The 13434-nt window shown below is 73.7% G+C and carries 14 protein-coding genes; 4 read left to right on the top strand and 10 right to left on the bottom strand.

Features of this window, described 5'->3' with window-relative positions:
- Positions 1 to 63: 63 nt before the first annotated feature.
- Positions 64 to 801 carry a ThuA domain-containing protein gene (locus FH715_RS04510; protein WP_246108559.1) on the bottom strand — a complete coding sequence of 246 codons (738 nt, stop codon included), beginning with the start codon at positions 799 to 801 and terminating at the stop codon, positions 64 to 66.
- 164 nt (positions 802 to 965) lie between these two features.
- Between FH715_RS04510 and FH715_RS04505 the strand changes: the two genes are divergently transcribed.
- Positions 966 to 1232, top strand: coding sequence for a helix-turn-helix domain-containing protein (locus FH715_RS04505; protein WP_139640881.1), 267 nt, complete (start codon positions 966 to 968; stop codon positions 1230 to 1232).
- A gap of 181 nt (positions 1233 to 1413) precedes the next feature.
- Here FH715_RS04505 and FH715_RS04500 read toward each other — a convergent pair whose 3' ends face one another.
- The 4 genes from FH715_RS04500 to FH715_RS04485 form a co-directional block, all read right to left on the bottom strand.
- Positions 1414 to 2349 (bottom strand): TIGR03564 family F420-dependent LLM class oxidoreductase, encoded by a 936-nt coding sequence (locus FH715_RS04500; RefSeq protein ID WP_139640878.1) that lies wholly within the window; start codon positions 2347 to 2349, stop codon positions 1414 to 1416.
- 177 nt (positions 2350 to 2526) lie between these two features.
- Positions 2527 to 2913: a VOC family protein gene (locus tag FH715_RS04495; protein ID WP_139640876.1), complete on the bottom strand. Its 387-nt coding sequence runs from the start codon at positions 2911 to 2913 to the stop codon at positions 2527 to 2529.
- Positions 2914 to 3021: 108 nt separating this feature from the next.
- Positions 3022 to 3936, bottom strand: coding sequence for an SAM-dependent methyltransferase (locus FH715_RS04490; protein WP_139641044.1), 915 nt, complete (start codon positions 3934 to 3936; stop codon positions 3022 to 3024).
- A gap of 23 nt (positions 3937 to 3959) precedes the next feature.
- Positions 3960 to 4493 (bottom strand): EF-hand domain-containing protein, encoded by a 534-nt coding sequence (locus FH715_RS04485; protein ID WP_139640874.1) that lies wholly within the window; start codon positions 4491 to 4493, stop codon positions 3960 to 3962.
- A 301-nt stretch (positions 4494 to 4794) separates the two neighbouring features.
- On the opposite strand from FH715_RS04485, the gene FH715_RS04480 reads away from it, so the two are divergent.
- Positions 4795 to 5430, top strand: coding sequence for a hypothetical protein (locus tag FH715_RS04480; RefSeq protein WP_139640872.1), 636 nt, complete (start codon positions 4795 to 4797; stop codon positions 5428 to 5430).
- Here FH715_RS04480 and FH715_RS04475 read toward each other — a convergent pair.
- From FH715_RS04475 to FH715_RS04465, 3 genes are all read right to left on the bottom strand, one after another.
- Entirely contained in the window at positions 5405 to 5983 is a 579-nt protein-coding gene (locus FH715_RS04475) for a DUF1648 domain-containing protein (protein ID WP_139640870.1), read from the bottom strand. The two genes, FH715_RS04480 and FH715_RS04475, sit on opposite strands and share 26 nt — an antisense overlap.
- A gap of 150 nt (positions 5984 to 6133) precedes the next feature.
- The gene (gene htpG / locus FH715_RS04470) at positions 6134 to 8110 is read right to left on the bottom strand and encodes a molecular chaperone HtpG (protein ID WP_139640868.1); all 1977 of its coding nucleotides are present in this window, start codon (positions 8108 to 8110) and stop codon (positions 6134 to 6136) included.
- 138 nt (positions 8111 to 8248) lie between these two features.
- A complete protein-coding gene (locus FH715_RS04465) occupies positions 8249 to 8608 on the bottom strand; it encodes a MerR family transcriptional regulator (RefSeq protein ID WP_139640866.1) in 360 nt (119 codons plus the stop codon).
- 100 nt (positions 8609 to 8708) lie between these two features.
- Between FH715_RS04465 and FH715_RS04460 the strand changes: the two genes are divergently transcribed.
- Positions 8709 to 9626 carry a polysaccharide deacetylase family protein gene (locus tag FH715_RS04460; RefSeq protein ID WP_139640865.1) on the top strand — a complete coding sequence of 306 codons (918 nt, stop codon included), beginning with the start codon at positions 8709 to 8711 and terminating at the stop codon, positions 9624 to 9626.
- A 395-nt stretch (positions 9627 to 10021) separates the two neighbouring features.
- Positions 10022 to 10726 (top strand): OsmC family protein, encoded by a 705-nt coding sequence (locus FH715_RS04455; protein WP_139640863.1) that lies wholly within the window; start codon positions 10022 to 10024, stop codon positions 10724 to 10726.
- Between the two features lie 22 nt (positions 10727 to 10748).
- Here FH715_RS04455 and FH715_RS04450 read toward each other — a convergent pair whose 3' ends face one another.
- Together FH715_RS04450 and FH715_RS04445 are read right to left on the bottom strand one after the other, a co-directional pair.
- The gene (locus FH715_RS04450; protein ID WP_139640861.1) at positions 10749 to 11591 is read right to left on the bottom strand and encodes a DUF1684 domain-containing protein; all 843 of its coding nucleotides are present in this window, start codon (positions 11589 to 11591) and stop codon (positions 10749 to 10751) included.
- A gap of 107 nt (positions 11592 to 11698) precedes the next feature.
- A complete protein-coding gene (locus tag FH715_RS04445; protein ID WP_139641043.1) occupies positions 11699 to 13351 on the bottom strand; it encodes a dipeptide ABC transporter ATP-binding protein in 1653 nt (550 codons plus the stop codon).
- Positions 13352 to 13434 lie beyond the last annotated feature (83 nt).

Below are 13434 nucleotides of genomic sequence, written 5' to 3'. Positions count from 1 at the left end.
CCACTCGTCGGTCGCCAGCCGCCAGCCGTCGGTCGCCAGCCGTCGGTCGCCAGCCGTCGGTCGTCAGTCGTCCAGGAACCAGTCGGGCTCGGGCCGCTGGTGGATGGTCGGGGCGGCGCGCGGGCGGTCGGGCTGGGCCGCCCAACGGGTGGCGTTGGCCAGCACCCGCAGCACATGCGGATGGTGGTAGACGGGGAACTCCTGGTCGCCGGGGCTGAAGTAGAAGATCCGCCCGTGCCCCCTGGTGAACGTGCAGCCGGAGCGGAAGACCTCGCCCCCGCTGAAGGAGCTGATGAAGACCAGCTCGTCGGGGGCCGGGATGTCGAAGTGCTCGCCGTACATCTCCTGCTGCGGGATGACGATCGGGCTGGGCACGCCCTCGGCGATCGGATGGGTGGGTGCGACCGTCCAGACCAGCTCGCGGTCCTCGCCGTTGCGCCAGTCCAGAGAGCAGGTGGTGCCGAGCAGGGTGGTGAAGATCTTCGAGTAGTGCCCGGAGTGCAGCACCAACAGGCCCATGCCACCCTGCACATGGCGCCGCACCCGGTCCACGACCTCGTCCGAGACCCGGTCGTGGGCCACATGCCCCCACCAGGTGAGCACGTCCGTGGCGGCCAACACCTCCTCGGTCAGACCGTGTTCGGGCTGCTCCAGGGTGGCGGTGCGGATCTCGGCACCCGGCAGCCGCTCGGCGAGGCCGTCGGCTATCGCACCGTGGATGCCCTCGGGATAGCGCGCGGCGACGGCGGGCTCGGTGGTCTCGTGGACGTTCTCGTTCCACACGGTGACGCGGAGCGGCACGGTCAACGGGATCTCCTCCTTGGCGTCGGCACTCCCCGCGCGGAAGAACGCGCGGCCCGGGCCGCGCGTTCCCGCCCGGCCGGCCCACCGGCCCGAGCGGCCGGCGTGTCCGGGACCGGCACCGGTATTTGTATAACGCAAACGGGCGGGGCTACGATCGGGGCATGGTGCGCACACCTCTGACCCCCTGGGAACGGCAACGCGGCGAACGGCTGGGCTCGTTGCTGCGCGAGGCGCGCGGGGAACGCAGCATGGTGGAGATCGCGGCGGCGGCCGGGGTCTCTGCGGAGACCCTCCGCAAGATCGAGACCGGCCGCGCCCCGACCCCCGCGTTCTTCACCATCGCCGCGCTGGCGGCGGCCGTCGGGCTCTCCCTGGACCAGGTGGCGACCGCCGCCGCGGACTTCACGTTCGACGAGCGCGCGGCGTAGCGCCGCGTCCGGCGGCGTCCGCCCGGCGGCGAGACGTCCCGACGCGTTCCCGCTCACCAGGCGGCCGGCGCGCCGCGTGCACCTGCCCGCACCCGGGCTTCACGCCCACGCGGCGCACGGGGCGCGCGTCGCCCGACACAGCACCCGCCACGCGCGCCCCTCGACTACCGCGCGCCCCCGTTCACAGCGCGCCCCGCCGGGTGAGCTCGCCGGCGAGGCGCCAGGTGCGCCGGCGCGCGGCCTCGCCGCCCATGGCCGTCTGCGACAGCACGACCTCGGTCGCTCCGGCGTCCCGGTAGCGGCGCAGCTCGGCCACCACCGTCTCCTCGTCGCCCACGACCAGCATCTCGCCGGCCCGCTCGGCGCCGCCGAGGTCCAACACCCGGCGGTAGGAGGGGATCGCCTCGTAGAAGGCCATGTCCCGCACGGCGGCCTCCCGCACCGGGTCCACGTCCTCGGTGACCACCGCCGGCACCACCGCGACCACCCGGGGCGCCGGGCGGCCGGCGGCCTCGGCAGCCGAGGTCAGCGCGGGGACCACGTGTTCCTCCAGCGCGCGGGGGCCGGCCAGGTACGGCAGGATGCCGTCCGCCAGTTCGCCCGTCACCCGCAGCGCGCGGGGACCCATCGCCGCCACCAGCAGCGGGGGGACCCGTTCGGCGCCGGGCAGCGAGACCGGCAACGACGGGGCGGCGCTGAGCAGTTCGCCGTGGAAGTCGGCGGTGCCGTCCGTGAGCAGCGCGCGCAGCGCGGTCAGAAACTCGGCCAGCAGGTCGACAGGTCGTTCGTACTTGATCCCGAAGGCGCTCTCCACCAACGACTTCGCGCCCATCGCGAGCCCCAGCTGGAACCGGCCGCCGCTCGCGGCCTGGGCCGTCAGCGTCTGGCTGGCGACCAGCACCGGGTGGCGCGCGAAGACCGGGATGGCCGAGGTCCCGACCGTCAGCCCCGGCACGGCCTGCCCGACGACGGCCGCCAGCGAGGTGGCGTCGTAGTCGAACAGCTGCGACAGCCACCCGGAACTCACCCCCGCCTCGTGCGCCTCCCGCGCCCGCGCCACGGTCCCGTCCACATAGTTCGACTCTTCGGTGCCCGACAGCACCACTCCTACATCCATGTCACGTCAACGACCGTGGCGCGGCAGGGTATTCCGCGTGGCGCGGGGCCCCCGGAGAGACGCGACTTGACTTCGAGCCACCCCCGGTTTCCCGGCGGGTGGGCGGACGCCGGCAGACCGGTGCGGCCCGTCGGCTCCGGCCCTCGCCGCCGAGACCGGCGGTCCGCACCGCGTTCGTCAGCCGCCCGCCCGGTCCCGTGCGCCGCCCTCCACGCAGAACTCGTTGCCCTCGGGATCTGCCAGCACCACCCAGCCCCGGCCGTTCTCGGTGGTGCGGTCGGCGACGAGGCGTGCGCCGAGGTCGAGGGCGCGGGCGACCTCCTCGGCGCGGGTGCGGTCGGTGGGCTGGAGGTCGAGGTGGATCCCGCTCCTGACCGCGCCGCGCTCCTCGGCGCGCACGAAGAGCAGCCCCGGCCCCTCGTCCGGGGCCTCGACCAGCACCTCCTCGTCCCCCGGCTCGTCGGTGGAGGAGATCGACCGGCCGAGCAACGCGGCCCAGAACCCGGCGAGTTCATAGGGCTCGCCGGCGCAGTCGAAGGTGAGATGGCGGATCGTCGGTTCCAAGGTCGCACTCCGGGCTCGTCGGTCGGGTGGCCGTGCCCGGGCATCATCGCCGCAAGCGGGGACGGCGTCGAACGGTTAACCCACGCGCCGCGCTCCGGCCCGGCGCGTTCAGCCCGCGGCGCCGGCCCTGGAGCGGTGGGCGAGGATCCAGCGGTTCGCCGCCAGCGGGTCGTTAGGGATCTCGCGGGGGCCGCGCCCGTGGCGGCGGGCGAAGGTGAACGGCGAGTAGGCCGTCGCCGACCAGCCGCGCGCGACCAGGTCGGCCACCGAGTCCGGGCGCGGGCCCGGCGCGAAGAGCGCCAGCATGTCGACGCCGGCGACGCGGACGGCCCGGGGATACATGGCGTCGGCCCTGACCTCCGGCGGCTCCGGGTGCTTGATCTCGTAGAAGAAGGCACTGCCCGGCGCGCTCAACCGGTCGACGGTGTCGATGAGTCGACGTTCGGCGGCCCCCGGCAGATAGAGCAGCAGCCCCTCGGCGAGCCAGGCGGTGGGCCGGCCCGGGTCGAACCCCGCGTCGGTCAGCGCGCCCTCCCAGGGGGTGGCCAGGTCCACGGGGACGGCCACCCGTCGCGCCCGCTCCTCGGGGACGGGCACCGAGGGCGGGAGGGCGGCGAGCACCCGGGCCTTGAAGGTCAACACGGGCTCGCGGTCGAGCTCGTAGACGGTCCGGCCGCCGGGCCAGGGCAGCCGGTTGGCGCGGGTGTCGAGGCCGGCGCCCAGCAGTACCACCTGCCGGACGCCGGCCTGGGCCGCGGCCAGCAGGAAGTCGTCGACGACCCTGGTCCGCAGCCCGAAGTAGCGGCCGAGCCGCCCCCACAGCGGATCGGCCTCTCCGCCCGCCACCTGCTCCGGCCGCAGGGGCCAGCCGGCGCAGGTGGGTTCGGCGCGTACGAAGTGCTCGGCGTAGGGGTCGGCGGCGAGGGCGTCGGCCCGGTGCGTCTCGATCGCCCGGGCCGCCGCCACCATCAGCGCCGTCCTGGCCACGCCGTGCGCGACGGCCGGGGGCGGCGCCTCGGCCATCGTCGGACTCTCCGTCGACACGGTCAGGAGGCCACGCCGTCCGCGAGGCGGTCGCCGGGGATGCCCGCCTTGTCGGGGGCGTAGTAGGCGATGATCTCGGCCTCCCAGACGGAGGCCTCGATCCGGTCGTCGGGAGAGGGCTCGAAGGCGTCGAAAAGCGCCGTGATGTTGGCGGGAACGAAGCCGATCGCGGTCATCAACGCCATGAAGTCGTCACGGGCGACCAGTCCCTGTCCCTCCGGGTCGCCGAGGGTGGTCAGCGCGCGGGCGAACTCGGCGATGGTCGGCTCGAACCGCTCGGGCGCCAGGACGCAGGCGGTGTACTCCCCGAAGTCCACCCGGCCGTCCCCGTCGGTGTCCAGCTCGGAGACGAGCGTGGTCCAGTAGCGGCGGAACGAGCGGCGCAGCGCCTCCCGCTCCTCGTCGGTGGAGCGCGGCGCCGCCGCCGTCACCCGGTCGGCCATCAGGTCGAAGTCCGCCGACTCCAGGACGCCGTTGCCGTCGGCGTCGAGCAGGGAGAAGACGACCCGGACCCGGTTCACGGCCTCTTCGCGCATGAGCATCCCACCTTCTTGGTCTCGGTGACTCGTCGGAACGAGTCCCGTCACACACCACCCGGGTCCACTCGCCGGGCGACGCCCCAACTATTGGGCGCCTGCGGGGTGTTGGGCGAGAGGAAACGGGATCACTCACACGAAGGTGGGAAGCGCCGGAATCGGTTGACGCGGGCGCCGGGAGCGGGCGCGGGAACGGCGCGGAAGGGCGCGCGGACGAGCGCGGGAAGGTCGCCGGAAGGGCGCCGGGCCAACGAGGGCCGGTCGCGGACTCGTTGTCAGTGGCTCGTGTCACGATACGCGCATGACCGATGGACAGAGTGTGACGGATCAGAGGTGCTGGCTGGACTCCCTCTGCGAGCAGGGGTTCCGGGTGACGTTCGCGCGCCGGCTGGCGCCCAGGGAGTTGTTGACACGGATGGGCGCCGACCCGCTGGCGTTCCGGCGGCGGGACCCGGCGGCGGCCGAGCAGGCGCAGGGGCGGCTGGAGTGGGGGCGTTCGGTGGCGCGGGCCGGGCTCCACGAGGGCTGGGCATACGCGGTGGAGAGCGTCGGGGTGCCGGACGCGCGGGTGGGGGCGCTGCGTCGGATCGCCCGGGGGACCCGGGCGTTGGCGCTGCTGCGCACCGGTGACGGCTGGGGGTTCGCGCTGGCCGAGGACGGCGAGGTGGTCGCCACCGAGGCGTCGGTGGTCGCCGAGGGGCCCGGCGGCCCGCTGGGGGACTGGCCGTGGCGCAGCGGGCTCGTCGGGGGCCCGCCCGAGGCGCGGGGGGACGTGGCGGGGCGGCTGTTGGCGCTGGCGGAGGGCGCGCTCGCCGCGCGGTTGCCGAGGGACCAGGTGGAGTGGGGGTGGCTGGTCTCCGCGGAGGTCGGCGAGGCGGTGGCGCGGCCCGCGGCCCTTCCGGACCGTTCGTTCAGGCCGCTCGGCGGTGTTCCCTGAGCGCGCGCCGCTCCCCCAGGTCGCGCCAGGCGGCCAGGAGGACCGGCACCATCGACAGCAGGACGAGCGTCAGCGGCGCCGCGAGCAGCCACCAGGCCACGGCCTCCGTCTCCTCCGTCCGCCAGTGCACCCACGCCATCGGCAGGAAGGCCAGCCCGAACAGCGCGTTGCAGAGCAGCAGTGCCTTGACCGTCCGGCGCGCGGAGGCGGCGCTGGCCGGGCGGTTGTCGGAGACGGCGGCAGCCGCGGCCCAGACGTTCTTCGCCGGCGGCATCCTGTCCTGCGGCGTCCTGCGGCCCACCATCCAGGCGCAGCCGGCGATCACGACGGTCAGCCCCGCGTAGGCGAAGACCGGCATGAAGGCGAGCCCCACTCCGCGCTCGCCCCAGGCGTCCACACCTCCCGGGCCGATGTGCCGGGGAACGCGATCGGGAAGATCGGGGTAGCGCACCACGCCCCAGACGGTCATCCCGACCAGCAGCAGCACGCTGGGCACCGCCCACCACCACAGCTCGCGCGCGTGCCGTTCCCCCGTGTGTCTCTCATCGCCCATGTCGGCCTCCTACCCCTTCGCCCTTGCCTCACTCGTTGCTGTCGCGAAGAGTCGGCGCGCGGGCCGACCCCGGGGCGGGACGGCGCCGCCCGCGACCGGCCCGTTCGGGGGCCGGTCGCGGGCGGCGGCGGTGCCGTGCGGGGCCGGGGGTCAGAGGCCCCGTTCCAGCCGCTCGTTCAGCAGCCTGGCGAACCTGGCGGGGTCGGCCAGCTGGCTGCCCTCGGCCAACAGCGCGGAGCCGTAGAGGAGTTCGGCCGTCTCCCCGAGCGCCGGCGCGGCCGGGTCGGCGGCGTGCGCCTTGCGCAGCGCGGCCACCAGCGCGTGCTCCGGGTTCAGCTCCAGGATGCGCTTGCTCTCCGGCAGTTCCTGCCCCATCGCCCGGTAGAGGCTCTGGAGCGCCGGCGTCACGTCGCCCGCGTCGGTGACCACGCAGGCCGGGGAGACCGTCAGCCGCGAGGTGAGCCGCACCTCCTTGACCTCGTCCGTCAGCCGCTCGCCGAGCCAGGTCAGCAGCTCGGCGAACTCCTCGCGGCGGCGCTCCTTCTCGGCCTTGGCCTCCTCGCCTTCCTCCTCCTCGGTGTCCAGCTCGGCCTCGCCCTGGGCGATGGAGCGCAGCTCCTTCCCCTCGAACTCGGGCACGGCGCCGACCCACACCTCGTCGACCGGGTCGGTCAGGATCAGCACCTCAAGACCCTTGGCTTCGAACGCCTCCAGATGCGGCGAGTTCTCGACCGCGGTCCTGGACTCACCGGTCATGTAGTAGATGTGCTTCTGGCCCTCCTTCATCCGCTCCACGTACTGCGCGAGGGTGACCAGCCGCTCCTTGTCGCCGGTGGAGGCGAAGGAGCAGATCTTGAGGATGGCGTCCTTGTTGTCGGGGTCGTTGAGCAGGCCCTCCTTGACGACCCGCCCGAACTCCCGCCAGAAGGTCGCGTAGTTCTCCTCCCGCTTGGTCATCATCTCCTTGACCGTGGACAGCACCTTCTTCACCAGCCGGCGGCGCATCAGCTGGATCTGGCGGTCCTGCTGGAGGATCTCGCGGGAGACGTTGAGCGACAGGTCCTGGGCGTCCACCACGCCCTTGACGAAGCGGAGGTACTCGGGGACGAGCGCCTCGCAGTCGTCCATGATGAAGACGCGCTTCACGTAGAGCTGCACCCCGCGCCGGTTGGCCTGCGAGAAGAGGTCGTGCGGGGCGCGGGCCGGCAGGAAGAGCAGCGACTGGTATTCGAAGGTGCCCTCGGCCCGCAGCTGGATGGTCTCCAGCGGGTCGGTCCAGTCGTGGCTGATGTGCTTGTAGAGCTCGTGGTACTCCTCGTCGCTGACCTCGTCACGCGACCTGGCCCACAGGGCCTTCATGGAGTTGAGCGTCTCCGGCTCGGGCGGCGCGGACGCCGCCGGCTTCTCGCCCTCCGCGCCCTCCTCCCCCTCCGGGGTCGCGGCCTCGGCGGTCTCGGTGTCCTCGGCGGCGGGCGCCTCGGGAGCCATCCGCACCGGCCAGGTGATGAAGTCGGAGTACCGCTTGACGATCTCCCTGATCTTCCAGGGCGAGGTGTAGTCGAAGAGCTGGTCCTCGGCGTCCTCCGGCTTCAGCCGCAGGATGACGGCGGTGCCCTGCGGGGCGTCCGCGACGGTCTCGACGGTGTAGCCGCCCTCGCCGGTGGAGGACCAGCGGGTGCCCTCGCTCTCCCCGGCCTTCCTGGTCACCAGGGTCACCTCGTCGGCCACCATGAAGCTGGAGTAGAAGCCCACACCGAACTGCCCGATCAGGCCCTCGGCGGTGCTCTCGTCCTTGGCCTCCCTCAGCCGCGACAGCAGCTCGGCGGTGCCCGACTTGGCGATGGTGCCGATGAGTTCGACCACCTCCTCGCGCGACATCCCGACGCCGTTGTCCCGCACGGTGAGCGTGCGGGCCTCGCGGTCGGGCTCGATCTCGACGTGGAGGTCGCTCACGTCGGCGTCAAGCGAGTCGTCGCGCAACGACTCGATGCGGAGCTTGTCCAACGCGTCGGAGGCGTTGGAGATCAACTCGCGCAGAAACACGTCCTTGTTCGAGTAGATCGAGTGGATCATCATCTGGAGAAGCTGACGGGCCTCTACCTGGAACTCGAACGTCTCGGTCGGCATGGTCGTGGGTTCCTCACGTCAGTCGCACGGTCGCGGAAGCCTGGCGCCCCCCGCGCCCGGCGCGTGTGGGGGCCGCCGACAGCGATGTTAAGCGAGGTCGCCCTCTCCCCTCCGGCCTTCGGGTCCTCCGGTCGCGGATCAGCGGTCTCGGACGGCGACCAGATAGGCACCGATCGCCTCGCGGTTGCGGGCCAGCACCTCGATGCGCCGGGACATCGCGTCGCGTTCGCGTTCCAGCAGGGCGAGCATCTCCGGGGTGGCGTCGGTGAAGTGGATGTCCCTGGGCCGGTTCAGACACGGCAGGACCTGCCGGATGATCCGCGTCGGCAGGCCCGCGTCGAGCAGTCCCCGAATCTGCGTGACCCGGTCGACGAACTCCTCCGAGTAGACGCGGTAGCCGTTGGCACAGCGCTCGGGGGTGATCAGGCCCTGCTCCTCGTAGTAGCGCAGCAGCCGTCGGGAGATCCCGGTCCGCTCCGCCAGCTCCCCGATCCGCATGTGACCCACCTCACCACCACCCGGCTTTACCTTCACACGAGTGTGAGGGTTTCAGGATGTGCGGGCAAGGCACCCACCCCCGACGAAGGGACGGCCTCCGATGCCCGACCGCACCCCCACCGACGACCACCCCTCCCACCAACGCCTCTACGAGTACAGCCCGATCGTGGACCGCCCGCCGCTCCGCTGGCCGGGCGGCGCCAGGGTCGCGTTCTACGTGGGGCTCAACGTGGAGCACTACCGCGTGGACCGCCCCGCGACCAGCATCTTCCCCGACACCGCGCCGCTGGTCCCCGACCCCCTCAACTACGGATGGCGCGACTACGGGCCCCGCATCGGTTTCTGGCGGGTGCTGGAGAGCCTGGACCGGCACGGCGTCCGAGCCAGCGTGATGCTCAACTCCGAGGCGGGGCAACGCTATCCCGCACTCGTCGAGGCCGGCCTCGAACGCGACTGGGCCTGGGTGGCGCACGGCAGGAACAACTCGACGTTCCAGGCAGGGATGGAACGTGAGGAGGAGCGCCGCTACCTCGCCGAGGTGGTGCACGACATCGCGCGCGTCACCAGCCGCCGGCCGCGCGGCTGGCTGGGCCCGGCACTGACGGAGACGTTCCACACCCCGGAGCTGCTGGCCGAGGCGGGCCTGGACTACGTGCTCGACTGGACCAACGACGACCAGCCGTACCGGCTGCGGGTGCCGGGGCTGCTGGGCGTTCCCTACTCGGTGGAGCTGAACGACATCAACCTCTTCGTGGGCGGGCGGGTCAGCGGGCCGGAGTTCGTCCGGATCGTCAGGGACCAGTTGGACCGGCTGGTGGCCGAGTCGGCGCACAGCGGCCGGGTGTTCCCGCTGGCGCTGCACCCGTTCGTGATCGGCCAGGCGTTCCGGCAGCGCTATCTGGACGAGGCGCTGGCGCTGGTCGCAGGTCACCCCGATGTGTGGCTCACGACAAGCGACGAGATCGCCGCCCACTACGCGGCGGGGACGGCGGCGGCCCGAACCGGAGCGGCTGCCTGAACGGGGAGCGGAACGGCGTACCGCACCGGAGCGGAGGGGACCACGCCCACGGAGATTTCCCGCGCGGACGTCTTTCCCCTCCGAAGAACCGGCCGCGCGCAATACGCGGCAATACCGAGAAACACGCAGGTCACAGTGCGATCGTCATCACTCAGGAAATGCCCGGACACTTCTTGACGAGGAGAAAAGGCGCTGGTTAGCGTCGACTTCGGCCCACAAAAGGGAGCACCTCTCCCTCAGGATGGCGCGGACTTCTCATCCCCCGCGCCGTTCCCGACCTCGGCCCCTCGCGCCCCCGGCCCGTCGTGCCCGTCCGAGACCGTTGGCGGGTCGCCCACGCGCCGAGGCGGGGCGAAGCGGGCCGCCTCCGCACGACCACCCGGGAGAGATCTCGCATGAGCACGGCCCAGCGCGGTTCCAGAAAGTCCCCGTCCGCCACGACCACCCCCTCCGCCCCCTCCTCGTCGACGCCCGCGCGCGACGTGGCCGAGGACCGTAACCACCCGAACGTCGAGGGGCTCCCCGAGGAGGAGGTGCTGGCGACCGCCGACGATCCCAGGCCGGGTCTGCGCCCCTACCTGACCGTCAAGCGCGCCGCCCTCCTGGCCAGGGAGGAGGCGGCGCGGGCCAACCCGAACCCGCGGCCGAACCGGCTGCGGGCCCACGCCACCGCCGAGTCCCGCAGCGGGGTGCGCCGCATCCGCATCCGGCACCACCAGGTGGTCAGCGACTCCCCGGCGGACTTCGCCGGCTACGACCTGGGGCCCTCCTCCCCCGAACTGCAACTGGGCGTGCTCTCCAGCTGCCTCACCCATGTGTTCCTGATCCAGGCCGCGCGGCTGCGGGTGCCGCTGGACGCGCTGGACGTCGAGGTGGAGGGCGTCCACGACCCCCGCGCGGGGAAGCCGGGCTTCGAGGAGACGCCCATCTACCCGCACGACATCAGCTACACCGTGCGGCTGACCTCGCCCGCCTCCGAGGAGCGGATCAGGGAGCTGCACACGGAGGTGGAGCGGAACTGCCCCATCTACAACCTGCTGTTGAACCCCCAGCGCATCACCGGCCGGGTGGTGCTGACCGGCAGCCCCCGCGAGCTGTGAGCCCGCCGCCCCGCGCCCCCGCTCAGTCGGCGGCGCGGGGCGGCAGCAGCTCGCCCGCCTCGACCGCGACGGGCAGCCGGTTCTCGGGCGGGGGCAGCGGGCAGGTGGCGTGGTCGGTGTACGCGCAGGGCGGGTTGGTCGCCCGGTTGAGGTCGACCGCCAGCCGCCCGTCCGCTGCGGGCGGCCCCAGGGCGAGGGTGCGCCCGGGTCCCGAGGTCGTCACCCCCGAGGTGGCGTCGGCGAAGAGCAGCAGCAGCGTGCCCGCGGTCCGGCCGTTGAACGCCGTCAGCCGGCGGCGGTCGCCGGCCAGCGCGAACTCCACCTGCCCCGGCGCCTCGAAGACGTGCTCAAGTCCCGGCACCACGGCGTCCACCGTCACCGGGCGCGGCTCGGCGAACGGCAGAAAGCGGCCGGGGAGCACCCACGCCGGGTCGGGGGCGTGGGTGGGCGTGCCCGCGTAGGTGAGCAGCGGCGGATGGTCGGGGCGGCGCGGGCGCAGCAGATACCGCTCGCCTCGGCGCGCCAACTCCACCACGCCGCCCGGGTACTCGGCGTGCAGCGGGCTCCCGGCGTCGATCCGGCCGAAGGCGTGCCGCCCGGTGACCCGGCGCCCCGCCACCCGCAGCTCCTCCCCCGCGGCCAGCTCGACCAGCACGCCCTCCGCCTCGGTGCTCCACCAGGCGCCGGGGGCGCCGGCCGGGCGGATCGGCTCCGGCCCCAGCCAGTGCAGCCCGGTGATGGCCAGGAAGCCGTCCGGCGCGGCGACGGCCGCCTCCCGTTCCTCCCGCCACCGGCGCCACGCGGCCTCGAACGCCTCCCGGTCGTGCGCCCCCGGCGCTTCCTCCGGCGACTGTCGCTGTCCCATCTCGCTCCTCCTCGCCCCGGCCGGGGCCTCGCCGCCGAGCGCCGCCGAACGCCACCGCGTAGCGGTGCCGAACGCCGCCGGCGGATGTCCGTGTGCGGGCGACCACGTCACGGTGACGGTCGGACGGGCTCGGCCCGCCGACCTTCCGCGCCCGGGATCGCGTCCAACAGCTCCCTGGTGTACCGATGCTCCGGCCGGGCGAAGACCTCGGCCACCGGCCCTCGTTCCAGGACCCGGCCGCCACGCATGACCAGCACCTGGTCGCAGACCTGCCGGACCACCGCGAGGTCGTGCGAGATGAGGACATAGCTCAGCCCCAGCTCGCGGCGCAGCTCGGCCAGCAGGTCGAGCACCCGGGCCTGCACCGAGACGTCCAGCGCCGAGACCGGCTCGTCCAGCACCAGCAGCCGCGGCGTCAGCGCCAACGCGCGGGCGATGCAGACGCGTTGGCGTTGGCCGCCGGAGAGCTCGGCCGGGCGCCGGTGCCGCACAGAGGCCGGGAGACGCACCAGGTCCAGCAGCTCGGCGACGCGCGCCGCGCGCCCGCGCACGCCGAACGCCCGCAGCGGTTCGGCGATGGCGCGCCCGACGGTGAAGGTGGGGTCGAGCGAGCCGTAGGAGTCCTGGAAGACGGGCTGGACATGGCGGCGCAGCCGTCGCAGCTCGCCCCGTGAGGCGGTGGCGAGGTCGACGCCGTCCAGCACGATGCGGCCCGCGTCCGGTCGGTCCAGCCGCAGCAGCAGCCCGGCCGTCGTGGACTTCCCCGAGCCCGACTCGCCCACGATCCCGAGCGAACCGCCGCGCGCCACCGTGAAGTCGACCGCGTCCACGGCGACCACCGACTCCCGCGCCCCGGCCGGCGTGCGGACGTCGAAGACCCGGCGCAGGCCCTCGACGACCAGCAGGGGTGCGGCGTCCGGGGCGGCCGGCGGGGCCGGCGGGGCCGTCATCGAGGGCGCGGCGGCGACCAGTTCCCGGGTGTAGGCGTGCCGGGGCTCGCCGATGACCCGTTCGCTCGGCCCGCTCTCCACCACCCGGCCCTGGGACATCACCGCGACGCGCTCGGCGCGTTCGGCGGCCAGCGCCAGGTCGTGGGTGACCAGCAGCAGCCCGGTCCCGGTCCTCCGGGTCACCTCGCCGAGGTGGTCGAGGAGGCGGCGCTGGACCGTGACGTCCAGCGCGCTGGTCGGCTCGTCGGCGATCAGCAGCCGGGGTCCGGCGGCCAACGCGACGGCGATCAGCACGCGTTGGCACATCCCGCCGGACAGCTCGTGCGGGAAACGGTCGGCGGTGCGGGCCGGTTCGGGCAGGCCCGCCTCGCCCAGCAGTTCCTCGGCCCGCCGTCTGCCCTCGGCGCGGTTGGCCACCAGGCCGTGGACGCGCAACGCCTCGGCGACCTGGGTGCCGACCCGCTGCACGGGGTTGAGCGACGCCGTCGGGTCCTGGGGAACGAAGCCGATCTCCCGGCCGCGCACCCGCGCGAGCCGCCGGTCGGGCGCGCCCAGCAGCTCCCGCCCCTCCAGGCGGACCGAGCCGGTGACGGGCCCGGCGGCCTCGGGGAGCAGGCCGAGAACGGCCAGGCCCACGGTGGACTTGCCCGACCCCGACTCGCCGACCAGCGCCACCGTCTCCCCGGCGGCCACGGTCAACGAGGCGCCCCGCACGGCGGCGACGGTCCCCCGGCGGGTGCGGTAGTCGACCCTGAGGTCGTCGACGGCGAGCAGCGGCTGCCCGGGCCCGGTCCCGCGCTCGGGCTCGATGCCGGTCCCAGTTCCGGTTCCGGGACCGGGACCGGTCCCGGTCGTGAAACGGCCCCGGTCGGTCTGGGGCACGGGCAGGCGCC

Origin of the sequence: Streptomyces sedi (genome assembly GCF_006335015.1) — a bacterium.
Lineage (GTDB): Bacteria > Actinomycetota > Actinomycetes > Streptomycetales > Streptomycetaceae > Streptomyces > Streptomyces sedi.
This window is presented reverse-complemented; position numbering and strand designations above follow the sequence as displayed.

Excerpts from the sequence above, each read along its gene's own strand:
- FH715_RS04505 (WP_139640881.1), top strand. The coding sequence starts at position 966 with ATGGTGCGCACACCTCTGACCCCCTGGGAACGGCAACGCGGCGAACGG.
- FH715_RS04500 (WP_139640878.1), bottom strand. The coding sequence starts at position 2,349 with ATGGATGTAGGAGTGGTGCTGTCGGGCACCGAAGAGTCGAACTATGTG.
- FH715_RS04490 (WP_139641044.1), bottom strand. The coding sequence starts at position 3,936 with ATGGCCGAGGCGCCGCCCCCGGCCGTCGCGCACGGCGTGGCCAGGACG.
- FH715_RS04485 (WP_139640874.1), bottom strand. The coding sequence starts at position 4,493 with ATGCGCGAAGAGGCCGTGAACCGGGTCCGGGTCGTCTTCTCCCTGCTC.
- FH715_RS04480 (WP_139640872.1), top strand. The coding sequence starts at position 4,795 with ATGACCGATGGACAGAGTGTGACGGATCAGAGGTGCTGGCTGGACTCC.
- FH715_RS04475 (WP_139640870.1), bottom strand. The coding sequence starts at position 5,983 with ATGGGCGATGAGAGACACACGGGGGAACGGCACGCGCGCGAGCTGTGG.
- htpG (WP_139640868.1), bottom strand. The coding sequence starts at position 8,110 with ATGCCGACCGAGACGTTCGAGTTCCAGGTAGAGGCCCGTCAGCTTCTC.
- FH715_RS04465 (WP_139640866.1), bottom strand. The coding sequence starts at position 8,608 with ATGCGGATCGGGGAGCTGGCGGAGCGGACCGGGATCTCCCGACGGCTG.
- FH715_RS04460 (WP_139640865.1), top strand. The coding sequence starts at position 8,709 with ATGCCCGACCGCACCCCCACCGACGACCACCCCTCCCACCAACGCCTC.
- FH715_RS04455 (WP_139640863.1), top strand. The coding sequence starts at position 10,022 with ATGAGCACGGCCCAGCGCGGTTCCAGAAAGTCCCCGTCCGCCACGACC.
- FH715_RS04450 (WP_139640861.1), bottom strand. The coding sequence starts at position 11,591 with ATGGGACAGCGACAGTCGCCGGAGGAAGCGCCGGGGGCGCACGACCGG.